Genomic DNA, 23751 nt, shown 5'->3' with positions numbered 1-23751 from the left:
GCCGTGAATAACCTATTGAAAAGTAATAAAAGTTTTTGGTGAAGCTTTTTTCAAAAAGCTTCGAAAGACGCCGCATTTTTGAAAAAAGGCGGCACCCAGAAACTTTTTCCTGATGCCTTCCCCTTCTACCGCGCCGCGATCCGCAGGCGCCCGGCCACGCGGTCATATCCCATCAGCGGCAGCAGGTCGCGCATCTCCGGCCCCTTTTCCTCGCCCGTCAGGGCAAGGCGCAGGGGATGGAACAGGGCCTTGCCCGTGCGTCCCGTTGCCTCCTTCAGGGCGGTGGTCCAGGATTTCCACGTCTCGGCATTCCACGGCTCCGCAGGCAGCAGGTCCACGGCCCTGAGCAGGTAGTCACGGTCCTGCGCCTCCATGACGGGGGGGACAATGGACCCGGCCACCACGTCCCACCAGTGACGCAGCTCGCCGATCATGTCCACATTGCCGCGCACCGCCAGCCAGAAGGCCTCCGTCGCGCCCTCGGGCAGGCGCGGGCGCACCTCCTCGAACGACATGGTGTGCATGATGCGACGGTTCAGGCCCAGCAGCTGACGCATGTCGAACCGCGCGGCGGAGCGCGAGACACGCGACAGATCGTAAGCCGCCGCCTGGTCGGCAAAGGACATGGGTTCGGGGTCGTCCGCGCTGCCCAGCCGCGCGAGGTAGGAGACGATGGCGGTCGGTTCGATCCCGTCCTGCCGCAGGGAGCGCAGCGACAGCCCATCGAAACGCTTCGACAGCTTGCCACCCCCTTCATCAAGCAGGAGCGGCAGATGCGCGAATCGGAAACGATCCGGTGCCGCGCCCAGCGCCGTGGCGATGTCGATCTGCACGCCGGTATTGGTCAGGTGATCCTCGCCACGCACGACGTGGGTGATGCCGGTTTCGATATCATCAACGACGGAGGCCAGCGTGTACAGCACCGTCCCGTCAGCACGCACCAGCACGGGATCCGAAATCGCCGTCAGCTTGACCCGGCTTTCGCCCATGACCATGTCGTCCCAGCGCACCGTGCGGTCCGACAGGCGGAAACGCCAGTAAGGCACCTTGCCGTTGGCTTCGGCCTGCGCGCGCTGCTGCGGTGTCAGTTTCAGCATGGCGCGGTCATAGATCGGCGGCTTGCGCGCGCGAATCCGTGCCTCGCGCTTGGAGGCAAGCTCCTGCTCGCTCTCGAAACACGGATACAGCCGTCCGGTGGACTTGAGGTGTTCCATCGCCAGCGCATAGCGGTCCAGCCGGTCCGACTGGCGCACGAATTCGTCCCATTCGATGCCCAGCCATTGCAGGTCCGCCTGCAATGCCGTGACGTATTCCTCCTTTGAACGGGCCACGTCCGTATCGTCGATACGCAGAAGGAACCGGCCGCCATAATGGCGGGCATACAGGGCGTTGGCGATCGCCTGCCGGGCGTTGCCAACATGGATCAGTCCGGTCGGACTGGGCGCAAAACGGAGTTTCATGCGCCCTTTATGCGGTGATCGCGCCAGAAAAACCAGTCACCAGATGCGTCATCCGACGCCCATCCGGATGGGGTCACTCCACCTCGTCCTCGTCGTCCGCACGGCGCGGGTCGAGCGCACGCCAGTCGCGTTCCATTTCCGATGCGCGATGGGCGGCGAAATCATCCAGTTCGTTGGCTGAACGCCAGCCATTTTCCCCGGATTCCAGCACCTCCGCATCCTCGCCATAGGCGAACCACGCCTGCAGCACTTCCTTGGGCGACAGTCCGGCGCTGCGGCAGCGTTCGATGCTGTCGCGGACATAGGCGCGGGCGAAGGCGTTGGCGTGGATCAGGTCGGGAAAGCCGCCGATCTCCTCCACGATATTGTCTTCCGCGCCACCGGACAGGTCGATGATACGCACACGCCAGCCCCCTTCGGGAGCAAATAGAGTTTCCGACACGATCCGGCCTTTCGTTGGAATGAAGGGCGAGCCCACGGGAAAGGACGTCACGATCTGCGCGACATCCCCGGGGCCGCCGGGTCAGGAAGGACGCGCCGTATCGCGCCCATGCGCATGACGCAGCAGGAATTCCCGTCCGACCTTTACCCGCGGTTCCCCGTCATAGGCAACAATGTCCGCGGTGGCATAGGTTTCGGACCAGTGGTCGGGAATGAACGATCCCGTGCCGATGACGTCCACCGGCGCGTGGGCATCCGCCATGGTCAGGCATTTTTCCACGCTGAATCCGGAAGAGGCGACAATGCGCACATGCGGGAAGCCCGCGGCATCCAGCACCTCGCGCATGCGCCAGATGGCGGCGGCCGACACGCCCGTCCCTACAAGATAGCGCAGTTCCCTGTCCGAGCGATAGCGGCGGATCGTACCCGGCGTGTTGCGTTCCAGTGCGGCATAGGATCCCTGCGGGTCCAGCCCCTCCAGAAAACGGCCACCATGGGTATCAAGCCGCAGGCTGAGCCGTCCCGCCGCCGCAAGGTCGGGAAAACGGCGGCACACCTCCAGCCCGTCCGTCAGTTCCCGGCCGAAATAATCCACCAGCACGACCAGGTCGGAGTCGGGATAGACCTCATGGAACATCTCCGCCGCGCGCAGGGTCGATCCGGCATACCCGATCAGGGCATGCGGCATCGTGCCAAGCCCGAAGGCGGTATCGAAATACGGCGCGGTGGCATCGTTGGCGCCCCCGATGAACCCCAATGCGCCCTCGGCCTGCGCGGCGCGGCTGCCGACCGATGCGCCATAGGCCATCTGGACCTGCATTTCATACCCGGCGCAGTGCCGCGCCTCCATCGCCATGAAACGCACGTTCGGAAGCGCCAGCGCCATCTGGTAGGCATTATGCGCGGCGACGCACACCGGCCCCAGCTGCTGCAGGAGCAGCGTTTCCAGATCCGCAAGCCGCGCGAACGACCCCGTGACATAGACCAGCGGTTCCCCCGCGCCGACCCATGTCCCCTCGGGGAACATGACCTCGCACGTCACCTCCATCCCGCGCGCCCGGGCCACGCGCTCCAGCCAATCGACCATCAGCCGTGGGGCGGAAACGACCGGACGGCGCAGGAACAGCGCATAGGTGACGGTGCAGTCCCCGAAATGGGTGACGATGTCGCGCGTGCGGTTGAAATAGGCATCGGTGCGCGCCCTGATCGTCGCGTCATCCGGCACGTCGCAGGACGACAGCGGGGCTGCCGCGGCCTGCCCCGATGATGTGTCCCCGCCGGGAATGGACATGTTCCCCTCCGTCACTGCCACGATGGCGGATGCCGCGCGGCACGCATGGCTTTTACTTTTCGCCTTCGGCGGCGCGCACCCTGTTCATGCGCGTCTTCAGCTCTTCCGACAGCAGGAACGCCATTTCCAGCGACTGCTCGGCATTCAGGCGCGGATCGCAGAATGTCTCGTACCGCTCGCCCAGGTCATCTTCGGTCAGGCATTGCGCCCCGCCGGTGCATTCCGTGACATTCTGGCCCGTCATTTCGAAATGCACGCCGCCGGGCACGCCGCCCTCTGCCTCGAACACATCGAAAAAGCCCTTGATTTCCCCCAGGATGGCGTCGAACGAGCGGGTCTTTACCCCATTCGCCGTCGAACTGGTATTGCCATGCATGGGATCGCACAGCCATGTGACCGTGCGTCCCGTCGCCTGCACCTTGCGCAGCAGCTGCGGCAGGTGGTCATGCACCTTGCCCGCCCCCATGCGCGAAATGAGCGAGATGCGCCCCGCTTCGTCCGTGGGGTTGAGGATATCGAGCAGGTGTTCGAGATCGCCGATCGTCGTCGTCGGGCCGACCTTGATCCCGATCGGGTTGCGCACGCCGCGCAGGAATTCCACATGCGCGCCGTCGGGCTGGCGCGTCCGGTCCCCGATCCATACGAAATGCGCCGAGCAGTCATACCATTCGCCCGAGGTCGAATCGATGCGCGTCAGCGCCTGCTCATACCCCAGCAGCAGCGCCTCGTGCGAGGTATAGAACTCCGTCTCGTCCAGCTGGGGCGTGGTTGCGGTCGTAAGCCCGCACGCGGCCATGAAATCCAGCGTCTCGCCAATGCGTTCGGCAAGCTGCCCGTAACGCTGCGCCAGGGGGGAGCGTTCGACGAAGCCAAGGTTCCAGCGATGCACCTCGTGCAGGTTGGCATAGCCGCCGCTCGCGAACGCGCGCAGCAGGTTCATGGTGCCGGCCGACTGGAAATAGCCGGTCTCCATGCGGGCCGGGTCGGGAATGCGCGATTCGGCCGTAAAGGCGGAGCCGTTGATGTTGTCCCCGCGATAGGACGGCAGCGTCACGCCATCGCGCGTCTCGTTGTCGGAGGAGCGCGGCTTTGCGTACTGCCCGGCCATACGGCCGAGCTTGATGACCGGAACCTTGGCCCCGAATGTCAGGACCACCGCCATCTGCAGCAGCACGCGGAAGGTATCGCGCACGATATCGGCCGTGAACTCGCTGAAGCTTTCGGCGCACGCGCCCCCCTGCAGGACGAAGGCCCCGCCCCGCGCCGCCTGCGCCAGATGGGATTTCAGGCGTCGCGCCTCGCCCGCGAACACCAGCGGGGGATAGCGGCGCAGGCGCGCCTCCACCGCCTCCAGCGCGACGGGATCGGGATAGGACGGCATCTGCCGGATCGGAAACGACCGCCAGCTTCCGGGCGTCCAGTTCTGCCGCGCGGTGCTGTTCTTGGTGTGCGTCACACTCATTGGTCGTTTCCTGTATCCTCTGGTCGAAACAATCTTTTCCCGCCGGCCGGAAAGGGATCATCCGGCCCTCTGCCGGCAAGGGGGTTGCCTTTATGTCGAAAAACCCACCCTTGGCAAAGCATCTTGTGATGCAAAAGGCATATTCCCTGTTATTATATGACCCGCGCGGCGTTGCCCGATCGCCACATTCACGTAACAAGATGTCATGCCCGGTCGCATTCTCGCCCGGTTCGTTGCATATGACACATCAACATGGATGGCCTGCTGTCATGCGCCTTACCCCGCGTGGCAGGACTTGGCATTGTAACGGGCTGCAAGCGGAAGGAAACCGAACCATGCTCATGTCGCGTGGAAAACTCATGACAGCACTGGCCGCCGGGCTGTGCCTGTTCAGCATCAGCGCCAACGCCGCCCCTCCCCCGGGCAATTCCGATCAGGATTCCGGTTCTGACAACAGTGACGACCGCATGACCGTCCATGGGCAGCGCAACCGCCTGCCGCCGGGCTATCAGGATGCGCCGTCCATGGAACTGAACCATGGTCCCGACCCCGATCACGCCGAACATGTCCATCGCGATTCCGTAACGGGCACCGACCTGTCGCGCTTTGGCTCGTCCTATCAGTCCAGCGGCATCAATGGCGACGGGCAGCTGGGCGACTCCACCGGCAATGGCTGGGTGGCCCCGCGCTAGGACATCGTGTCCTGATCCCCGTTCCGCAGGATACGGGAAAACGATACCGGATTTTTCCGCCCCCGGCCGTGCAATGGCACCCGCCGGGGAAGATGCTCCTTACGCGCCTTTTCCGGGGGGCGTACGGGGCGTTTCGCGCGTACGGGTGCGCATGGTCACGAACTCCTCCGCCGAAGTGGGATGAATCCCGATCGTGCGGTCCCAGTCCTGCTTGGTCAGGCCGGCGGTCACGGCGATGGCCAGCCCCTGCATGATTTCCGGCGCGTCATCGCCCAGCATATGCGCACCCAGCACCTTCTGGCTTTCCTGATCGACCACCAGTTTCATCACCGTGCGCTGCGGGCTGCCGCCCAGCGTGTTGCGCATGGGACGGAAACGGCTGAGATAGATGTCAACCGCCCCCTGCCGGGCGGCTTCCTCTTCCGTCAGGCCGACGCTGGAGACGGGCGGGGAGAAGAAGACGGCCTTGGGCGTGGTGGCGAACGACCATTCGCGGATGTGATCGGCAAACAGGTAATCCGCAAGGATGTGGCCTTCCGCAATGGCGACCGGCGTCAGGTTGAGGCGGTTGGTCACATCCCCGATGGCATAGATCCCCTCCACCGAGGTCTGGCTGTGGCGGTTCACCTCGATCCTGCCGCCCGCGACCGTCCTGACCCCGGCCTGTTCAAGGCCGAGTTCCGCGACCTTGGGGCGTCGCCCGGTGGCGAAAAAGACGCAGTCCGTTTCGATCGGCTCCCCATGGCTGAGGGTGACGGCAAAGTCACGCTCGCCCCTTCGCGTGATGGCGGTGGGGGTATTGCCGCGATGCTGGCGGATGCCCCGCAGGTCGATCGCTTCATGCAGGGCGCTGCGGATATCGGCGTCAAACCCGCGCAGGGGCTGGTGGGGGCGGTAGACAAGATCCACGGACGAACCAAGGCCCGCGAAAATCCCCGCGAATTCGACCCCGATATACCCGCCCCCCACGATGCAGACCCGTTCGGGACGTTCCGGCAGGTGAAAGGCCTGGTCCGAGGTGATGGCATGTTCAATGCCCGGAATATCCGGCACGAAGGGCGTTGACCCCACCGCGATCACGATCCGCTGCGCGGTGATGCGGCGCGGCGCGGCATCGGGATCAAGGGGCGATGGCCCGATTGACAGGGTATGCGCATCCTCGAAGCGGGCATGCCCCGTGAACAGTTTCACGCCGGCATTTCCCAGCATGGAGACATAGATATCGTTCAGGCGCGAAATCTCGCGATCCTTGGCGGCAATCAGCGCGGCCCAGTCATGGTGGCCGGGCTGCGTGTCCCAGCCGAATCCATGGCTGTCCTCGACCCACCTGCCATATTCGCTGGCCTGGACCATCAGTTTCTTGGGCACGCAGCCAAGGTTGACGCAGGTGCCGCCCCAGTGGCTGCTTTCGGCCACCGCGACGCGCGCGCCATGCGACGCGGCGACGCGCGCGCACCGCACCCCGCCGGAACCGGCGCCAATTACAAACAGATCGAAATCATAAGGCATGGAAACTGCTGCACCTTGTCATGCCGGATGGGCGAACGCCGTAACACCTGCCGGCGTGACGCCCGGTCCGGGCAGGGCGCCAGAATCCCGCGACCGCCATCCACCCGACCCATGCATGCCACATACGCGCAACAAGCATAACCGTCGGACGGATGACGGTCCCTTCGCGATCAACGCTCGGCAAACGCCTTTTCAACGACATAGGCGCCCGGCTTCGAATTGTTGCCTTCGTCGAAGCCACGATCCTGAAGCATCTTTTCCGTATCGGCCAGCATTTCCGGCGAACCGCAGATCATGACGCGGTCATGTTCGGGATCCAGTTCGGGAATGTTCAGATCCTTGAAGATCTTGCCCGTCTCGATCAGCTTGGTGATGCGGTCGGTCACGGCAAACGGCTCACGCGTGACGGCGGGATAGTACAGCAGCTTGCCCGAAACGTCCTCGCCCAGGAATTCATGGTGCGGCAGTTCGTGGCGGATATGGTTGGAATAGGCCAGTTCACCCGAAATGCGGACCGTATGGCTCAGGATGACATGGTCATAGCGTTCATAGCATTCCGGATCCTTGATCAGGCTCATGAACGGGGCCAGCCCGGTGCCGGTGGACAGGAAATACAGGTTGCGGCCCGGACGCAGGTTGTCCAGCAGCAGCGTTCCCACCGGCTTGCGCCCGATCAGCACCTTGTCCCCGACCTTGACGTGACGCAGGCGCGAGGTCAGCGGACCATCCGGCACGGCGATGGACAGGAATTCGAGGTTGTCCTCGTAATTTGCGCTGGCGATGCTGTACGCACGCAGGAGCGGCTTTCCCTCGACCTCGATCCCGATCATCGTGAACTGCCCGTTTTCGAAACGGAGCGCGGGGTCACGCGTCGTGGTGAAGGAGAACAGGCGATCCGTCCAGTGATGGACCGTCAGCACCGTTTCCGCGTTCAGGTGGCCATATTCCTTGACCGGCGGGGCAAGGTGAAAAACACCCGGCTGACCCGCCACCGGCTCCAGCCCGGACGGGACGACATCAGCGGCGGGCGTGATCAACGTATCGGACATAAGGTCTTTCTTCTCCCGACTGACGCGGACATATGACAGGCACCCCTGTCATATGTATCCGACGACAATTTTTCCAAGGCGGGAATGTTTAGGCATCTGGCGCGTTGTATTCCAGCATAAACCTGCATAATTCGCCCCAAAGGAAGCAGAATTGCGTCTGACGCGCCCCATATCGCCTGCCTGGAGGTGAGTTCGGTCCCTTTCGCGCCTTCTTTCGCGCGCGGATTCCACCCGATATCGCATGCGCGGGTGATTGTCGGACGCCCGCGAATGACGCACATAGAGCCATGACTTCTGATCTTCCCGCCCGCGCGGCCCCTGCCCTGATCGCCATGGACGCCGCCATCGCGGCGACGGGCCTGAACGTGGAAACGCGCGAACGGCCCAAGCTTGAACGCATCATCGCGCGCCTTCTGCCGCCGGGCGCGGAGCATATCGACGACGCGACGTTCCGCGCGGCGCTGTGCACCCTGCGGCGCAAGCCGTGGGGATCGCGCCTGATGGACCTGACCCGTCGGGCGGGACAGGTCTGGATCACCCGCGCGGACGCCGAATCCGCGGCGGGAACCATTGATGTGCCCGAACCCGACGACGCGCGCCTGCTGGCCAGCCTGCGCCCGGTGGTCCGCGCGCGCCTGCGCGATCAGGGCGACAGCGCGCAGGCGGCGGTGGAAAATGTGCGCACCGACCTGTTCGACGGCACCGGCCGCATGCTATCGCCCGCGGAACTGCGCACGCTGGCCCTTGCGGCGGCGGACGCGTTCGACATCGCGGACCCCGACACCTTCGCCCGCCAGGTCGAGGACGCCGACCAGCGCACCCGGACCCGGCGCGAGGAAATCGAACAGACCGCCCGCGCCCGCCGCAAGGAAGAGGTCCAGCGCCTGCGGGAGTGGGAGACGAAGCTCGTCCCCTTTGCCGAAGTCCCCGGCCTGCTGCGCTGCTCCCACCGGGAGGCGCTGCGCTGGATCGCGGAAAAGCGGCTGCCGGTGGCCCGCCGCGTGCCGCAGAAGGACGGGCAGGAGCGATGGGAATTCGACCCCGCCGAACTGATTGCCCTGCGTCCGCAGGTTCAGCTGTGGCGTCAGGACCGGACCGAACGCGCCACCCCGCCCGCCCCCGATCTGGGCGACCGCCGGGTGGGGAACGCCGTGATCGCGCAGGTCGCCGCCCTTGACCGCTATGCCGCGCATTTCACCACCGCGCGCGCGCTCAAACGCCGCATCACGCTGGTCACCGGCCCCACCAACAGCGGCAAGTCCCATACCGCGCTGGACGCGCTGGCCCGCGCCGAAAGCGGTCTGGCGCTGGCGCCGCTGCGCCTGCTGGCCCATGAATTCCGCGAATCCCTGACGGCGCGCGGCGTCCCGACCTCGCTCGCCACCGGGGAGGAACGGATCGACATCCCCGGCAGCCGTCACCTTGCCGCGACGGTGGAGATGTGCCCGCTGAACAATCCCGTCGATGTCGCCATCATTGACGAGGCCCAGATGCTGACCGATCCCGACCGCGGGGCGGCATGGACGGCGGCGATCATGGGCGCCCCCGCGCGGCACCTGTTCATCCTTGGCGCGCCAGACTGCATCCCGATGGTCCGCCGCATCGCCGAACTGTGCGGCGACCCGATCGACGAAGTGCGCCTTGAGCGCAAGAGCCCGCTGGTCGCCGCGGATTCGCCCGTGCGCATACAGGACCTTCAGGCGCATGACGCGCTGATCGCATTTTCCCGGCGCGAGGTACTGGACCTGCGCGCGCTGCTGCTGGCGCATGGCAAGCGCGTGGCCGTCGTCTATGGCGCGCTGAGCCCCGAGGTCCGCCGCGCGGAAGCACAGCGTTTCAACCGGGGGGAGGCCGATATCCTGATCGCGACCGACGCCATCGGCATGGGCCTGAACCTGACGATCCGCCGCGTGGTCTTTGCCGCCCTGCGCAAGTTCGACGGCACGCAGACACGCGACCTCAATGCGCAGGAGGTCAAGCAGATCGGCGGTCGCGCCGGACGCTTCGGCAAGCATGAAAAGGGCGTCGTCGCGGTGCTGGAGGGGGTGGGCAGCCCCTCTTTCATCCATGCGAAGCTGTCGGCCCCGCCCGAACCGCAGGACGACCTGCGCCCGCAGGTGCAGCCCGACGCGGACATCGTGCAGGCCGTCGCCGCCGAAATCGGATCCGACAGCCTGTTCGGCGTGCTGGTGCGCATCCGCCGGGCGGTCCTGCGCCGTGACGATCCCAATTACCGCCTTGCCAACATGGAACAGGCCTTTGCCATCGCGACCGCGCTGGAAGGGGTGGAAGGGCTGACGCTGGCGCAGCGCTGGGTTTACGCGATGTGCCCGGTCGATGACCGCGACAACGGCATACAGCGCCTGGTGGGATGGGCGGCCGACCATGCGGCCGGACACCCCGTGCCGCCACCGGGCACGGGTCGCCTGCCCCCCGCCGAACGGGCGGAGCGCAGCGAACTGGAACGCGCGGAAAAACGGCACAAGCGGCTGGTGGCATGGCGATGGCTGGCCCTGCGCTTTCCCGATGCCTATCCCGACCGCGAAAACGCGGAAATCGCGACCACGCGCCTCAATGACTGGATCGAGGACGTGCTGCGCCAGCAGAGCACGCGCACACGCGCCGAAATGCCGCAGATGCCCCAGCGCCGGCGCGGCCATGACCGCCCGGATCGCGGCCCGCGCGCCGAAGACAGGCCACGCGGCAGGTCACGACGCAGGAAATGACCCCTGCCCCCGCAGCGCCATTGCGGGCATGAAACATCTGGATCCTGATGCTTGTTAAGGCTACCTGAAAATAATCTGCTGATAGAAACGACAGAGGTTTGCGGGTGTCGCCTTTTTTCAGCAAAGGCGACGTCTTTCGAAGCTTTTTGCAAAAAGCTTCACCAAAAACTTTTACAATTTCAGTGTATTACAGGGACAGCCCTTTCAGGAAATCCCTGTAAAAGCAGTGGTTTCCAAAGGTCCGCGACCTTTGGTGGGGGGTGGGGGGTCGGGGGCAACGCCCCCGAGGACAGGCGCCTATTTCGCGCCAGCCGTGATGACCTGCGTCCCGCCCATATAGGGCCACAGCACCTCTGGCACCGTGATGGAGCCATCTTCGTTCTGCCCGTTTTCCATCACCGCGATCAGGGTGCGCCCGACCGCAAGTCCCGAACCGTTGAGCGTATGGACAAAGGCCGGCTTCCCATCCGCCGCGCGATAGCGGGCGTTCATGCGGCGCGCCTGAAAATCGCGGGTGGTGGAACACGACGAAATCTCCCGCCATGCCTTCTGCCCCGGCAGCCATGCCTCCAGGTCGAAGGTACGGGCCGCGCCGAACCCTGTATCCCCCGCGCACAGCAGCATCCGGCGATAGGGCACGCCAAGGCGTTCGAGCACCATCTCGGCACAGCGGGTCATGCGTTCATGTTCCGCCTCGCTGTCCTCCGGCGCGGTGATGGACACCATCTCCACCTTCTGGAACTGGTGCTGGCGCAGCATGCCGCGCGTATCGCGCCCCGCCGCCCCGGCCTCGCTGCGGAAACATGACGACAGGGCGACCATGCGGCGCGGCAGCGTATCGGCGGACAGGATTTCTCCCCCTACCGAGGCCGTCAGCGGCACCTCCGCCGTGGGGACCAGCCAGCGGCCATCGGTCGTGCGGAAGGACTGGTCCGCGAATTTCGGCAGCTTGTCGGTGCCGTACATCGCCTCGTCATTGACCAGAACGGGGACGGAAGTCTCGTCATAGCCGTTTTCGCGCGTATGCAGGTCCAGCATGAACTGCCCCAGCGCGCGTTCCATCCGCGCCAGCGCCCCGCGCAGGACGACGAAGCGCGCGCCCGACAGGCGCGACGCGGTTTCGAAATCCATCAGGCCAAGCGCCTCGCCCAGCTCGAAATGCTCCTTCGCCGCGAAATCCATGACGCGCGGCGTCCCCCACGTGTGCCGCACGACATTGCCGCTTTCATCGCGGCCATCGGGCACGTCGGCGGCCAGACGGTTGGGCAGGCATTCCAGCGTACCGCGCAACTTCGCATCCAGATCCGCCACCTGCGTCGACAGCGCCTCCATGCGCTCACGCAGGGCGGCTGAACGCGCCTCCACCTCCGAACTGTCGGCGCCGGTGCGCCGCAGGGCGCCCACCTCCTTCGACAGGGCCTTGCGCTGGGCCTGGCATTCCTGCAACGCGGTTTCGGCGGCGCGACGTTCCCTGTCCAGTTCGACAATGGCGGCGGCCACGGGTGGTTCGCCCCGGCGCTTCAGGTCGGCGTCGAACGCGTCGGGATCGGCGCGAAGGGCGCGCAGGTCGTGCATCAGGAATCCTCCTCGGTCTCGTCCACGCGGCGGGGGGCTACCATACGCGCGCAGACGATGGAAATTTCATAAAGTCCGATCATCGGCACCGCCAGGCCGGTCTGGGTGATCACGTCGGGCGGTGTCAGGATGGCGGCAATGACAAATGCCCCGACATAGGCATAACGCCGCACCCGCGCCAGACCGTCGGCCGTCACCAGCCCCACCCGCGCCAGCAGCGTCAGCACGACCGGCAGTTCGAACGCCGTGCCGAACGCCAGGATCAGCTTCATCACCAGCGACAGGTATTCCGATACCTTGGCCTGCAGTTCGATCTGGATGCCGTCATGTCCCTGCGCCCCGTTGCTCTGGAACGAGAGGAAGAATTTCCACGCGGCGGGAAAGACGAAGTAATACGCCATCGACGCGCCCAGCAGGAACATCACCGGGGTCGCGACCAGGAATGGCGCGAAGGCGCGTTTTTCGCTGCGGTACAGGCCGGGCGCGATGAATATCCATGCCTGTATGGCGATCATGGGAAAGGACAGGCAGGCCGCGCCGAAAAACGCCACCTTCATGTAGGTGAAGAACGCCTCCGCCAGCGCGGTATAGATCAGGTGCGGCTGTTCCCCCTGCTGGCGCATGATGTCCGCCAGCGGCCGGGCAAGGAACATGTAGATCTGCGTGGAATAGTAATAACAGATCGCAAAACACACCGCGAACGTCGCGACCGACCACAACAGGCGACGTCGGAGCTCGACCAGATGGTCAAGCAGTGGCATGGGCTGGTCATCAAGCGTATCGTCGTTCAGCGTCGTATCCCCCGGCATGGGCCAGACATTCAGGAACTGGGCGCATCGCCTGCGCGCGACGGGGCGACGCGGCGGCCCGCATGGATCACGCGCACCGGCGGCAGGAAGGCGGGCGGGTTGAGGCGCGCGCGTTCATCGGCAATCCGCCGCGCCACCTGCGGCGGCAGGAAATCCGGCGCGGGCGGTCCCGCCATCGCGGGCCAGGCGACCGGTTCGTCATGCAGCGACGGAATATGGATCGTCGCCTCCCCCCGGTAACGCGACGGCATCGCCACCTCCGCCATGGGCGGTTCGTGCGCTCCGGCCGCAGGCGGGGCGATGGTGGGCGCGGACAGGGCGGTCCCCGCCTCCAGCGGGCGTTCGTCGAGCGTGCGACGCAGGCTGCCATCGCCATCGACCGCGCGCATGATCTGGTCGCGCACGTTCATCCGGCGCAGACGGCCAAGCTGGTCGCGGGCCTCCGTCAGGTCGGCCTCGCGCACCATTTCGTCAACATGGGTCTGGAATTCGGCGGCCATCCTGCGCGCCTTCTTGATCAGGCCGGTCACCGTGCGGATCGCCACCGGCATGTCCTTCGGCCCGATCAGCAGCAGACCCACGGCCCCGATCAGGGCAAATTCAGACCACGCGAAATCGAACATGACGCCCTGCCCCTTCCTGCCCGGCCCGTGGCGAAGCCATCCGCCGTCGCCAGCGTTTCATCAATCCATCGCATGCGCGAAAAAACCGTCCGCAGACCTATCACGCATCGGGCGGCGCGCAAACCACGTCATCGGGGCCGGCGGGCGCGTCACCCATGCGCCCGTCCCCGCCTGCGGCGCCAGCCGGGACGTCTTCATCCATTCCTGACGGATCCGGGACGCCGGCTCCGCTTCCGCCTTCCGCCGCGTCGGGGGTGGCGGCCTGCGCCAGATCGGGCACATCCACCAGCAGTTCCTCCCGCCGGGGCAGGTCACGCAGGTCACGCAGGCCGAAATGCCGCAGGAATCCCTCCGACGTGCCCCACAGGATGGGACGTCCGGGCACCTCCTTGCGGCCCAGCGGCACCACCAGTTCGGCCTCCAGCAGGGTATCAAGCACCTGCTGGCTGAGCGAGACGCCACGTATCCCCTCGATTTCCGCGCGGGTGCAGGGCTGGTGATAGGCGATGATCGCCAGCGTTTCCATGGTGGAACGCGCAAGGCGGCGCGGACGGCGCAGCACCCGCGTCAACCGCGGCGCGAGATCAGGCGTGGTCCGGAACTGCCATCCCCCCGCGACCTGCACCGGCATGACGCCGCGCCCTTCGTAAAGGGCCAGCAGCGCATCCAGCGTCGCGCGGGTATAGGCCGCAAGGTCCTGCACGCCGGCGGGAATGTCGCCCTGTGTTTCCAGCAGTTCGGCGATCGCACGTTCGCTGACGGGTTCCGCGCGGGCGAAAATCAGTGCCTCGACCAGACGCAGGGACATTTCCGAAACCACGATGTCTTCGGGCGTCTCCGCCATTGCCGACGCGGCAAGCGTCGCCTCCCTTTCAGGAGCAGACACCTCCGGCAGGGGCAGGCGGGGCGCGGGATCATCGCCGGGCGGGGTTGTCGTCATGCGGGTTCCATTCCTGTTTCCGGCAGGTCGGCCTGCGGGTTGCGGCGCAGCAGGATCTGGCCGAATTCCTTGTTCTGGCGTAATTCTATGACGCCGTTCTTGGCCATTTCCAGCGAGGCGAGCAAGGTCCCGGCCACCGCCGCGCGCTGTTGCGCGCGACGCTCGGCCTCGTGCGTCCCGTCGCTACGCGCCGCCTCGCGCGCGGTGGGCAGGAAGGCGTCAAGGCTGCACCAGTCAGGGACCATGTTTTCCCCCAGCAGGCGGCGCAGGCGACGCAGGGCGTCCTGCACGGTCCAGAAATGGAACTGGCGCGGGCGGTAGGCACGTTTGCGCACCCGCCTGCGCATCACCGCCATGTAGCCACGCATCAGCTGCCCGATATCCACCGCCAGGCCCGAACGGTCGATTTCCACCAGTTCCTCGGCCTCGCCCCGTTCGAACACGTCATGGCCCAGGCGCGGACGCGCCATCAGCCATCCCGCCACCAGCCCGATGCGTTCAAGTTCGACAAGACGCGCCTGAAGGACGCCGGCCGCCTCCTCCGCGTCGAGCGCGTCGTCTTCGTGAGCGGGCAGCAGCAGGCGTGATTTCAGCCATGCCAGCCACGCCGCCATGACCAGCCAGTCCGCCGCCAGTTCCAGCCGCAGGTCGCGCGCGGAATCAACCACCGCAAGATACTGTTCCACCAGCTGCACGATGGAAATCCGCGCAAGATCGACCTTCTGCGCGCGCGCCAGCTCCAGAAGCAGGTCCATCGGCCCGTCGAACCCGTCCAGATGAAGGATCGGGGCCAGGACGACCGGCGGTCCCGCATCCCGATCCGACGGGTCCTCAGCGGGCATGGCCGGCCCCCTGCCCTTTCGCGCCTGCATGAAAAACGCACATGCCGGATGCTCAGAACCGGACCGGGTTACATGCCAGCCCGTGCGCCTTGACCTGCTGGCAGAAGGCCGAGGCCTCCGCCGTGGTGGCAAATCCCTTGACCCGCAGGCGATAGAACGTCGTCCCGTTCCGCTCGGCACGGACAATCGCGGGCTGCCTGTCCCCGAACAGGGAGGCATACTGGCGTTGCAGCCGCCCCCAGCTTTTCTGGGCCGCCGCCTCGCTGTCGAGCGCGGCGAGCTGCACGCCGTAACGCCCCGTCGCGCCATGCGCGGGGGGTGCCGCCGGGGCGGCGGGGGCGGCCTGCGTCCCCTCATCCTCATCCGCCTCGTCCTGCCGTGCCGGGGCGGGGGGCGCGGCGGGTTGCGGCGCGGCGGCAGGCGTACCTGCGGCCGGGGCTGGCGGCAATGGCGCGCTTTCGGGCTGGGCCGACGCCAGCGGCTCGGACTGCACGCCCGGCACAGGCGCCGGGGCCTGTCCCTGCGCTGGCGGGGCGGCGGCAGGCGGTTCGGGCGTGGTGGCCTGTCCGTACTGGCGGGCCATCGCGTCGGGCCGGGGCTGTTCCGGGCCGGGGGCCATGTGCCCGCCATCCGCGCCATCGCCCGCCGCATCCGTGCCCAGCACCTGCATGCCGCCCGGATCAACCGGCTTCACCCGCAGCGGCCCGGGTGGCGGGCCGATGACGGGAATGCCGTTCTGGTGATGCCCGAACAGCGACCATCCGCCCACAAGCACGATCAGCAGGCCGCCCAGGCCCGCCGCCCCGTAAAGCAGCCGGCGCGTCATCGGGTCGTTACCGCCCAGCAGCCCGGATCCCAGCAGGCCGGACAGGGTGGCCCCGATCCCGCGTCCCCGGCCACCCCGGCGGGACGAACCGGGTTCGCTCGGCTCCATCGGCGTGCGCGGATCGTCCTCGTCATCCCCGTAATCGGGGCTCATGCGTTCGCGGTTGATCCGTTCCTGGGCGGGATTACGGTCGGTGGGGTCTGCAGGACTCATCGCATCTCCTTGACCGGCTCGACCCCCAGAACGCGCAGACCCGAACGGATCACGGTTGCCGTGGCCTCGACCAGTGCCAGTTTCGTCCGGGTCAGCGCGGCATCATCCTCATGCAGGAAGCGCAATGTGGCATCATCACGGCCCCGGTTCCACAGCGCATGGAAATCCGCCGCCAGTTCCTGCAGGTAAAAGGCGATGCGATGCGGCTCATGCGCTGCCGCGGCGCTTTCGACCACGCGCGGCCACTGCGCCATGCGGCCCAGCACCGCCAGTTCCGCATCCGACGTCAGGCCGGACAGGTCCACCTGCGACAGCGCCTCCACCGACAGGTCGCCGGGCAGCCGGCCCGCCTGCGCCAGTTCCGCCGCGCCACGCATCACAGAACAGCATCGCGCATGGGCGTACTGCACGTAAAAGACGGGGTTGTCGCGGCTCTGCGCCACGACCTGGTCGAGGTCGAATTCCATCTGCGCGTCGGCCTTGCGCGTCAGCATCGTAAAGCGCACCGCATCGCGCCCGACCTCGTCAATCAGATCGCGCAGGGTGACGAACGTGCCCGCCCGCTTGGACATGCGCACCGGCTGCCCGTCGCGCACGATGCGCACGATCTGGCACAAAAGCACGTCGAGTTCCGGCTTCCCGTCCTGGCCCAGCGCCGCGACGGCGGCCTTCATGCGCGTGACATAGCCGCCATGGTCCGCGCCCCACACATCGATCAGCACATCCGCCCCACGCGCGATCTTATCCGCGTGATAGCCGATATCATTGGCGAAATACGTGTTCGACCCATCGGACTTGCGCAGCGGGCGGTCCACGTCATCGCCGAATTCGGTGGAGCGGAACAGTGTCTGCGGCCGTGCCTCCCAGTCGTCGGGCAGCTTGCCCTTGGGCGGTTCCAGCACGCCTTCGTAAATCAGGCCCTTCGCCGCCAGCCGGTCGATGGCGCGGTCGGTCTCCCCATCCGCGAGGATCTTCGCCTCGCTGGTGAAGACGTCATGATGCACGCCCAGCGCCTCCAGATCCTCGCGGATCATCGCCATCATGCGCGCCACCGTCTCGGTCCGCACGGTTTTCATCCACACGTCCACCGGCGCGGGACGGCCGTCCGCGGCCGCAAGCGACGTGCCATGGCGGGCGGCCAGCGCCTGCCCCACCGGCACGAGGTAGTCGCCACCATACTGGATGCCGCCGGGGACGAGGGCTGCGAATTCATCCTGCGTCAGGGGCGTGCCGATCGCCTGCAGGTAACGCCAGTACGCCGCCCATGCGAGTGCCGTGACCTGCGCGCCGGCATCGTTGATGTAATATTCCTTGGTGACATCATATCCCGCCTTTGACAGCAGGTTCGCCAGCGCGTCGCCAACCACCGCGCCACGGCAGTGCCCGACATGCATCGGCCCGGTCGGGTTGGCGGAGACGTATTCCACGTTCACCTTCACGCCCTGGCCCGCCTGGCTGTCGCCATAGGATTCGCCCGCATGCAGCACCTGGGCCGCCACCTCCTGCAGGACCGAAGGCTCAAGCTTCAGGTTCACGAATCCGGGGCCGGCGGCCTGCGCCGCGCTGACGCCCGGCACGGATTCGAGGGCACGCGCAAGGTCGGCCGCGATATCGGCCGGCCTGCGCCGCGCGACCTTCGCCACCAGCAGCGCCGCGTTCGTCGCAAGGTCGCCATGCGACGGATCGCGCGTGGGCGTGACCTCCACCCGCTGCATGATGGCGGGGGGCAGGTCGGGCACGACCCGGCCCAGCGCCTCGCGCACATGCGAAAGATAGCGGACGAACAGACTGTCAGACATGCGGTGCGGTTTCCCAAAATTGACACCCGGGGCCACGGCCCGGAACAGATCGCGATGGACACGCCACGCCCTTCAGGACGGTCATGGCATGATGCCATGCTGTTTCACCCCGGCGAGGACAGGTCCGTCAACCGCCGATATTCCTCCATCGCGAGGCGGTCGGTCATCCCGGCTATATAATCCGCCACGACCCGGTGCGCATCAGCCATCTTTTTCGCATCCCGCGCCGCCAGTGCCTGTTCGCGCCATCCATCGGGCAGCAGCGTCATGTTTTCCGACAGGATGGTGAAAATCGATTCGACCGTCAGCCGCGCCTTGCGCGTCATGCGGTTCACCCGCCAGTGACGGTAAAGCCGGGCATACAGGAATTTGCGGATCTCGGCATTCGCCTCGCGGATGGGGGTGCTGTATTCCACGACCGGATATGGCGCGTGGCGGATGTCATCGGCGCAACGCGGCGACAGGCGTTCAAGGTTGCGCTGCGTCTGCGCGGTCAGGTCGGTCGCCAGCACGTTGATGACGCGGCGGATCGTCTCGTGCCGCAGGCGCGGGTCATTGGCCCCGCACCCTGCCGCCCCCACCTCGCGCTGGACATGGCGGGCCTGGGCCAGCGCCTCGCCCACGACGGGCAGGTCCTCGAGGTCTGGCAGGTGCAGCAGCCCCGCGCGCAGCCCGTCATCAAGGTCGTGCGCGTGATAGGCGATATCGTCCGACTGTGCCGCGACCTGTGCCTCGGCCGAGGCGAAGCTGCCAAGTTCCAGCCCGTGGCGCGCCGCGTATTCCGCGACAAAGGGGGTGGGATGATCGACCGGCCCGTTATGCTTCGCCAGTCCCTCCAGCAGTTCCCATGTCAGGTTCAGGCCGTCAAAGGCGAAATAATGCCGCTCCAGCTTCGTGACCAGCCGCAGGGACTGGGTATTGTGATCGAAACCGCCCCATGGCCGCATCGCCGCCGACAGCGCCTCCTCCCCCGCATGGCCAAAGGGGGTGTGGCCCACGTCATGCGCCAGCGCCAGCCCCTCCGTCAGGTCCTCGTCAAGGCCGAGCCTGCGGGCGATGGAGCGCGCGATCTGCGCGACCTCCAGCGAATGGGTCAGGCGCGTGCGAAAGAAATCGCCCTCGTGATTGAGGAAGACCTGCGTTTTGTACTGCAATGTCCTGAACGCGGCCGAATGGACGATGCGGTCACGATCGCGTTGCCATGGCGTGCGCGTGGGGGCCTCTTCCTCCCGGTGGAGGCGACCGCGCGCGGTCGCGATCTGGACAGCGTAGAGAGCGACACTCATATATACCTCTATCCCGCATGAGGACCGGGCGCGGTGACCGCGCATCCGTCCTTGTCCGATAACCCGCCCGGGACGCGAAGGCTACCTTGCCGCCGCGCTCGCCGCTTTCGTCACACGATGGTGATACCCGATGGACATGACCGCCGAACACGCCACCTCCTCCGCTTTCCGCGTCTCCGACGGCGCGGTGAAGCGCCTGCGCGAGATCATCGACGAACAGGGCGCGACCCCCGGCCAGATGTCTGGCCCGATGCCCGGCCTGCGGGTTTCGGTCCTGGCGGGCGGGTGCAACGGATTCCAGTACAAATTCGCGCTTGAGACCGACATCGCCCCCGATGACATCCTGATCCCGGCGGGGGAGACGAACGTGATCGTCGATCCCGCCAGCCTCGACCTTCTGGCCGGGGGGGAACTGGATTTCAAGGACAGCCTGATGGGCGCGCATTTCACCATCCACAATCCGCAGGCCACGTCGTCGTGCGGGTGCGGCACCAGCTTTTCGATCGACTGATCCCGATGAAATTCGCCACCTGGAACATCAATTCGATCCGCCAGCGGCGGGATCTTGTCCTGCAATGGCTGGAACGCGAACAGCCCGACGTGCTGGGCCTGCAGGAAATCAAATGCACGGATGACCAGTTTCCCGCCGACGCCTTTCGCGAGGCCGGTTATGAAAGCGTCGTGGTCGGGCAGAAAAGCTATAACGGGGTGGCGATCCTCTCGCGCGTGCCGTTCACGCTTGCGCATCGCACCCTGCCGGGATGGGAGACAGACCCGCCACAGGCGCGCTATGTCGAAATCCGCACAGATACGCTGACATTCGGCAACCTCTACCTGCCCAACGGCAATTCCGGCGGCGAGGCGGGATATGACAACAAGCTGTCATTCATGGCGGCGCTGCGCGAACATGCCCGCGACATGCTGCGCGCGGGCACTGATTTCGTGCTGGCGGGGGATTATAACGTCTGCCCCACGGACAAGGACCTTGCCCCCGGCGCGCTGTCGCCTGACGACGCGCTGGTGCGTCCCGCCTCACGCGCGGCATTCCGCAGCCTGTTGTGGCTGGGGCTGACCGATGCGCTGCGGGCGCTGCATCCGGTGGGACGTTTCTATACCTTCTGGGATTACCAGGCCGGAGCATGGCAGCGCGACAGCGGCCTGTGCATCGACCACGCCCTGCTGTCCCCGCGCGTGGCCGAACGACTGCTGACGGCCATGCCCGACAGGGAAGAGCGTGGCATGAAACAGCCCTCCGACCATGTGCCGCTGGTTGTCACGCTGCGTGATGGCGACGGGAAGCTGGAATCATAAAAGTTTCCGGGTGTCGCCTTTTTTCAAAAAGGCGACGTCTTTCGAAGCTTTTGCAAAAAGCTTTACCAAAAACTTTTGTCATTCATTATCAGGAAGTTGCTTTCAGACAGTCCCCAGACGCCGGCAATCCCCGGATCCTGCGGGATTTCAGCGGGCAGGCGGTTGCACCATGACGGAACAGTGGCGTGGCGCCGGCAACGGCGTAAAGGTCCGTAGCGTGCCCCGCATGCGGAATTCCCCGAAATTCATGTCCAGCCGATCCGACACGCCATTTTCGAAATAGCGCATGCCGACATCGAAATCGGGCGGCATGTCATGGGTCGCATGATCGTAATAGGCCACATGCGTGATAACCGACCCCAGATGCGACAGCGCAGCGATATCCGTCGCCGTGGGTGGCGGTTTCCATCCCATCAGGACGACGAAGGTATCGATCGCGCCCTTTTCCGTGGTGCCATCGAACAGGACCGGGTCGATCGAGGCCTCTCCCGCCCGCGCGGCGGCAATTATGGCGCGCGTGTGCCCGACGGGGAAAACCGTCCCCGCCGCCAGTGGCACGACATGGGGGGTCGGCTGCGTATAACGCACCTGCCCGCCCGTGGCGGTCATCGTCGCCTCGCCACTGATTTTCTCTTCCGCAACACCACTGCCATACTGGTGGGTGCGAAAGACCATATGACCGCCATCCTTGTCTTCCAGCACGGCGTAATCGGTTTTCATCTCCGTCTGCGTGCCACTGCGCGACGCGGTCTGGAGATTGAGTTCCTGCTGGGTGGACCATGCCGAACAGGCATCCGACAGCACGTAGGTCATGCTGCCGCTGGCGGAAACGATTTCCCCGCCACTGACGGATTCGAGCGTCAGGTCATAGACCGCGCGATGCGGCGCCAGCACCACCGGCGCGACACCAGACGCGGCGGTGCCATGCGCCATCCGCGCGCTCCCCGTCCCGCCCGCCATCAGGGCCAGCACCATGCACAGCCCCCGCCAGCGCGGCGCGACCGGGGCGCGGGTACGGATGACGGGGCGCATGGAAAAGCTCAGTCCTTCTTGGGCGCGGGCGCACCCTTTACGACCGCGGGCTTCGGCTTTGGCAGGTCCAGCGCCAGCGACAGTTCCTTCAGGCGCGCGGCCTCCACCGGGGCGGGCGCGCCCATCATCAGGTCCTCGCCCTGCTGGTTGAGCGGGAAGAGGATGACCTCGCGGATGTTGGGCTCATCCGCCAGCAGCATGACAATACGGTCCACGCCCGGCGCCGACCCGCCATGCGGCGGGGCGCCGTAACGGAAGGCATTGAGCATGCCGCCAAAGCGGGCCTCGACCTCGCTTTCGGGATAGCCCGCGATCTCGAACGCGCGGATCATCACGTCCGGGCGATGGTTGCGGATCGCGCCTGATGACAGTTCGATGCCATTGCACACGATGTCGTACTGGTACGCCTTGATCGTCAGGGGATCCTGCTTCTCCAGCGCTTCCATCCCGCCCTGCGGCATGGAGAACGGATTGTGGGAGAAATCGATCTGCCCGGTTTCCTCGTTGCGCTCGAACATCGGGAAATCCGTGATCCAGCAAAAACGGAAGGAATTTTCCTCGATCAGGTCAAGTTCGGTCGCGATACGCGTCCGCACGAGGCCGGAGAATTTGGCGACCTCGTCCCCCTTGCCCGCGGCGAAGAACACGGCGTCCCCGGCCTTGAGCCCCGTCTTGTCGCGGATGGCGGCGACGCGTTCGGGCTCGAGGTTCTTGGCGATCGGCCCCTTGGCGCCATCTTCGGCGAAGATGATGTAACCAAGGCCACCGGCCCCGGCTTCGCGCGCCCATGCGTTGAGCTTGTCAAAGAAAGCGCGCGGCCTGTCCCCCGCGCCCGGCGCGGGAATGGCGCGCACCTGGCCGCCATCGGCCACGATGCGGGCGAACAGGCCGAACCCGGACTCCGCAAAGGATTCCGTGACATCGGAAATCTTCAGCGGGTTACGCAGGTCGGGCTTGTCGCTGCCATAGACTTCCATGGCGGTGGCATAGGGAATGCGCTCGAACGGGGCCTTGCTGACGGTACGGCCGCCGCCGAATTCGCGAAACACCCCTTCCATCACCGGTTCCAGCGTGGCGAACACGTCTTCCTGCGTCGCGAACGCCATTTCGAAGTCGAGCTGATAGAACTCGCCGGGGGAACGGTCGGCGCGCGCGGCCTCGTCACGGAAACATGGGGCAATCTGGAAATAGCGGTCAAAGCCCGCGACCATCGCCAGCTGCTTGAACTGCTGCGGGGCCTGCGGCAGGGCATAGAACTTGCCCGGATGCATCCGCGCGGGCACGAGGAAGTCGCGCGCGCCTTCGGGCGAGGACGCGGTCAGGATCGGGGTCTGGAATTCCACGAAGCCGAGGTCGGTCATCCGCCGGCGCAGGCTGGCGATGACCTGGGCGCGCAGCATGATGTTGCGATGCACCTTCTCGCGACGCAGGTCGATGTAGCGATAGGTCAGGCGCAGGTCCTCGGGGTAGTTTTCATGACCCGCCACCTGGAACGGCAGCACGTCGGCCGCCGACTGCACGTCGATCTGCTGCGCGCGCAGTTCGATTTCGCCTGTCGGCAGGTTCGGGTTCTTTGTCACCGCATCACGCAGCACGACTTCGCCCGTGACCGTCAGCACGCTTTCGACGCGGATCTTTTCCGCCAGTTCCAGCACCGGCGAACCGGCGGGAATCACGATCTGGGTCAGGCCGAAATGATCGCGCAGATCGATGAACAGCAGGCCGCCATGATCGCGCTTGCTGTGTACCCATCCGGAAAGGCGGGCCGTCTGCCCGGCGTCGCTGGCCCGCAGGGCCGCACAGCTATGGGTACGATAGGGATGCATGGTCTCGTCCTGTTCAACCTGTTTCAGGGGGCCGGCGAC

General features: G+C 65.9%; 20 protein-coding genes. 4 read left to right on the top strand and 16 right to left on the bottom strand.

Going from position 1 to position 23751, the window contains the following annotated elements; genetic code table 11:
* Window positions 1–125 precede the first annotated feature (125 nt).
* From gltX to CFR71_RS02925, 4 genes are all read right to left on the bottom strand, one after another.
* Window positions 126–1460, bottom strand: a complete 1335-nt coding sequence (gene gltX / locus CFR71_RS02940) for a glutamate--tRNA ligase (protein WP_110526826.1) — start codon at window positions 1458–1460, stop codon at window positions 126–128.
* A 73-nt stretch (window positions 1461–1533) separates the two neighbouring features.
* Window positions 1534–1902, bottom strand: a complete 369-nt coding sequence (locus tag CFR71_RS02935; RefSeq protein WP_110527504.1) for a hypothetical protein — start codon at window positions 1900–1902, stop codon at window positions 1534–1536.
* A gap of 81 nt (window positions 1903–1983) precedes the next feature.
* Window positions 1984–3192 (bottom strand): beta/alpha barrel domain-containing protein, encoded by a 1209-nt coding sequence (locus tag CFR71_RS02930; RefSeq protein WP_239019226.1) that lies wholly within the window; start codon window positions 3190–3192, stop codon window positions 1984–1986.
* Between the two features lie 52 nt (window positions 3193–3244).
* Window positions 3245–4654, bottom strand: coding sequence for a class II 3-deoxy-7-phosphoheptulonate synthase (locus CFR71_RS02925; protein WP_110526824.1), 1410 nt, complete (start codon window positions 4652–4654; stop codon window positions 3245–3247).
* Window positions 4655–4989: 335 nt separating this feature from the next.
* On the opposite strand from CFR71_RS02925, the gene CFR71_RS02920 reads away from it, so the two are divergent.
* A complete protein-coding gene (locus CFR71_RS02920; RefSeq protein WP_110526822.1) occupies window positions 4990–5346 on the top strand; it encodes a hypothetical protein in 357 nt (118 codons plus the stop codon).
* A 99-nt stretch (window positions 5347–5445) separates the two neighbouring features.
* Here CFR71_RS02920 and gorA read toward each other — a convergent pair whose 3' ends face one another.
* Window positions 5446–6855: a glutathione-disulfide reductase gene (gene gorA, locus CFR71_RS02915; RefSeq protein WP_110526819.1), complete on the bottom strand. Its 1410-nt coding sequence runs from the start codon at window positions 6853–6855 to the stop codon at window positions 5446–5448.
* A 170-nt stretch (window positions 6856–7025) separates the two neighbouring features.
* Window positions 7026–7904 carry a ferredoxin--NADP reductase gene (locus tag CFR71_RS02910; protein ID WP_110526817.1) on the bottom strand — a complete coding sequence of 293 codons (879 nt, stop codon included), beginning with the start codon at window positions 7902–7904 and terminating at the stop codon, window positions 7026–7028.
* A gap of 287 nt (window positions 7905–8191) precedes the next feature.
* Here CFR71_RS02910 and CFR71_RS02905 point away from each other — a divergent pair, with 287 nt between their 5' ends.
* Window positions 8192–10630 (top strand): helicase-related protein, encoded by a 2439-nt coding sequence (locus tag CFR71_RS02905; protein ID WP_110526815.1) that lies wholly within the window; start codon window positions 8192–8194, stop codon window positions 10628–10630.
* 297 nt (window positions 10631–10927) lie between these two features.
* Here CFR71_RS02905 and serS read toward each other — a convergent pair whose 3' ends face one another.
* The 8 genes from serS to CFR71_RS02865 all read right to left on the bottom strand — a co-directional run bounded on the left by serS (window position 10928) and on the right by CFR71_RS02865 (window position 19543).
* On the bottom strand, window positions 10928–12205 hold the full coding sequence (gene serS / locus CFR71_RS02900; protein WP_110526813.1) for a serine--tRNA ligase: 1278 nt from the start codon (window positions 12203–12205) through the stop codon (window positions 10928–10930).
* On the bottom strand, window positions 12205–13014 hold the full coding sequence (gene tatC, locus CFR71_RS02895) for a twin-arginine translocase subunit TatC (protein WP_110526811.1): 810 nt from the start codon (window positions 13012–13014) through the stop codon (window positions 12205–12207). The genes serS and tatC overlap by 1 nt, the downstream gene beginning before the upstream one ends.
* An 11-nt stretch (window positions 13015–13025) precedes the next feature.
* Window positions 13026–13637, bottom strand: coding sequence for a Sec-independent protein translocase protein TatB (gene tatB, locus CFR71_RS02890; protein WP_110526809.1), 612 nt, complete (start codon window positions 13635–13637; stop codon window positions 13026–13028).
* A 100-nt stretch (window positions 13638–13737) separates the two neighbouring features.
* A complete protein-coding gene (scpB, locus tag CFR71_RS02885) occupies window positions 13738–14481 on the bottom strand; it encodes an SMC-Scp complex subunit ScpB (RefSeq protein WP_110527498.1) in 744 nt (247 codons plus the stop codon).
* A gap of 92 nt (window positions 14482–14573) precedes the next feature.
* Window positions 14574–15419 (bottom strand): segregation and condensation protein A, encoded by an 846-nt coding sequence (locus CFR71_RS02880; protein WP_239020245.1) that lies wholly within the window; start codon window positions 15417–15419, stop codon window positions 14574–14576.
* 52 nt (window positions 15420–15471) lie between these two features.
* Window positions 15472–16458 carry an SPOR domain-containing protein gene (locus CFR71_RS02875; protein ID WP_110526805.1) on the bottom strand — a complete coding sequence of 329 codons (987 nt, stop codon included), beginning with the start codon at window positions 16456–16458 and terminating at the stop codon, window positions 15472–15474.
* Window positions 16455–18257, bottom strand: coding sequence for an arginine--tRNA ligase (gene argS / locus CFR71_RS02870; protein WP_110527495.1), 1803 nt, complete (start codon window positions 18255–18257; stop codon window positions 16455–16457). Before argS ends, CFR71_RS02875 begins: the two co-directional genes overlap by 4 nt.
* Window positions 18258–18361: 104 nt before the next feature.
* Window positions 18362–19543, bottom strand: a complete 1182-nt coding sequence (locus tag CFR71_RS02865; RefSeq protein ID WP_110526803.1) for a deoxyguanosinetriphosphate triphosphohydrolase — start codon at window positions 19541–19543, stop codon at window positions 18362–18364.
* A gap of 130 nt (window positions 19544–19673) precedes the next feature.
* Here CFR71_RS02865 and CFR71_RS02860 point away from each other — a divergent pair, with 130 nt between their 5' ends.
* Together CFR71_RS02860 and CFR71_RS02855 are read left to right on the top strand one after the other, a co-directional pair.
* Window positions 19674–20054, top strand: coding sequence for a HesB/IscA family protein (locus tag CFR71_RS02860; RefSeq protein ID WP_110526801.1), 381 nt, complete (start codon window positions 19674–19676; stop codon window positions 20052–20054).
* Between the two features lie 5 nt (window positions 20055–20059).
* Entirely contained in the window at window positions 20060–20854 is a 795-nt protein-coding gene (locus CFR71_RS02855) for an exodeoxyribonuclease III (RefSeq protein WP_110526800.1), read from the top strand.
* 147 nt (window positions 20855–21001) lie between these two features.
* On the opposite strand, the gene CFR71_RS02850 is transcribed toward CFR71_RS02855, so the two are convergent.
* Both CFR71_RS02850 and aspS read right to left on the bottom strand, forming a co-directional pair.
* A complete protein-coding gene (locus CFR71_RS02850; RefSeq protein WP_239020244.1) occupies window positions 21002–21886 on the bottom strand; it encodes a cell envelope integrity EipB family protein in 885 nt (294 codons plus the stop codon).
* 8 nt (window positions 21887–21894) lie between these two features.
* On the bottom strand, window positions 21895–23712 hold the full coding sequence (gene aspS, locus CFR71_RS02845; protein ID WP_110527489.1) for an aspartate--tRNA ligase: 1818 nt from the start codon (window positions 23710–23712) through the stop codon (window positions 21895–21897).
* Window positions 23713–23751: the final 39 nt, after the last annotated feature.

The organism is Novacetimonas pomaceti, assembly GCF_003207955.1.
GTDB classification, from domain to species: Bacteria; Pseudomonadota; Alphaproteobacteria; order Acetobacterales; family Acetobacteraceae; genus Novacetimonas; species Novacetimonas pomaceti.
This window is presented reverse-complemented; position numbering and strand designations above follow the sequence as displayed.

Coding starts and splice junctions, on each gene's coding strand:
- CFR71_RS02875 (WP_110526805.1), bottom strand. CDS start 16,458: ATGAGTCCTGCAGACCCCACCGACCGTAATCCCGCCCAGGAACGGATC.
- CFR71_RS02925 (WP_110526824.1), bottom strand. CDS start 4,654: ATGAGTGTGACGCACACCAAGAACAGCACCGCGCGGCAGAACTGGACG.
- serS (WP_110526813.1), bottom strand. CDS start 12,205: ATGCACGACCTGCGCGCCCTTCGCGCCGATCCCGACGCGTTCGACGCC.
- aspS (WP_110527489.1), bottom strand. CDS start 23,712: ATGCATCCCTATCGTACCCATAGCTGTGCGGCCCTGCGGGCCAGCGAC.
- CFR71_RS02860 (WP_110526801.1), top strand. CDS start 19,674: ATGGACATGACCGCCGAACACGCCACCTCCTCCGCTTTCCGCGTCTCC.
- gltX (WP_110526826.1), bottom strand. CDS start 1,460: ATGAAACTCCGTTTTGCGCCCAGTCCGACCGGACTGATCCATGTTGGC.
- scpB (WP_110527498.1), bottom strand. CDS start 14,481: ATGGCGGAGACGCCCGAAGACATCGTGGTTTCGGAAATGTCCCTGCGT.
- CFR71_RS02905 (WP_110526815.1), top strand. CDS start 8,192: ATGACTTCTGATCTTCCCGCCCGCGCGGCCCCTGCCCTGATCGCCATG.
- CFR71_RS02920 (WP_110526822.1), top strand. CDS start 4,990: ATGCTCATGTCGCGTGGAAAACTCATGACAGCACTGGCCGCCGGGCTG.
- argS (WP_110527495.1), bottom strand. CDS start 18,257: ATGTCTGACAGTCTGTTCGTCCGCTATCTTTCGCATGTGCGCGAGGCG.
- CFR71_RS02850 (WP_239020244.1), bottom strand. CDS start 21,886: ATGCGCCCCGTCATCCGTACCCGCGCCCCGGTCGCGCCGCGCTGGCGG.
- CFR71_RS02930 (WP_239019226.1), bottom strand. CDS start 3,192: ATGTCCATTCCCGGCGGGGACACATCATCGGGGCAGGCCGCGGCAGCC.
- tatB (WP_110526809.1), bottom strand. CDS start 13,637: ATGTTCGATTTCGCGTGGTCTGAATTTGCCCTGATCGGGGCCGTGGGT.
- CFR71_RS02855 (WP_110526800.1), top strand. CDS start 20,060: ATGAAATTCGCCACCTGGAACATCAATTCGATCCGCCAGCGGCGGGAT.
- CFR71_RS02865 (WP_110526803.1), bottom strand. CDS start 19,543: ATGAGTGTCGCTCTCTACGCTGTCCAGATCGCGACCGCGCGCGGTCGC.
- tatC (WP_110526811.1), bottom strand. CDS start 13,014: ATGCCGGGGGATACGACGCTGAACGACGATACGCTTGATGACCAGCCC.
- gorA (WP_110526819.1), bottom strand. CDS start 6,855: ATGCCTTATGATTTCGATCTGTTTGTAATTGGCGCCGGTTCCGGCGGG.
- CFR71_RS02910 (WP_110526817.1), bottom strand. CDS start 7,904: ATGTCCGATACGTTGATCACGCCCGCCGCTGATGTCGTCCCGTCCGGG.
- CFR71_RS02880 (WP_239020245.1), bottom strand. CDS start 15,419: ATGCCCGCTGAGGACCCGTCGGATCGGGATGCGGGACCGCCGGTCGTC.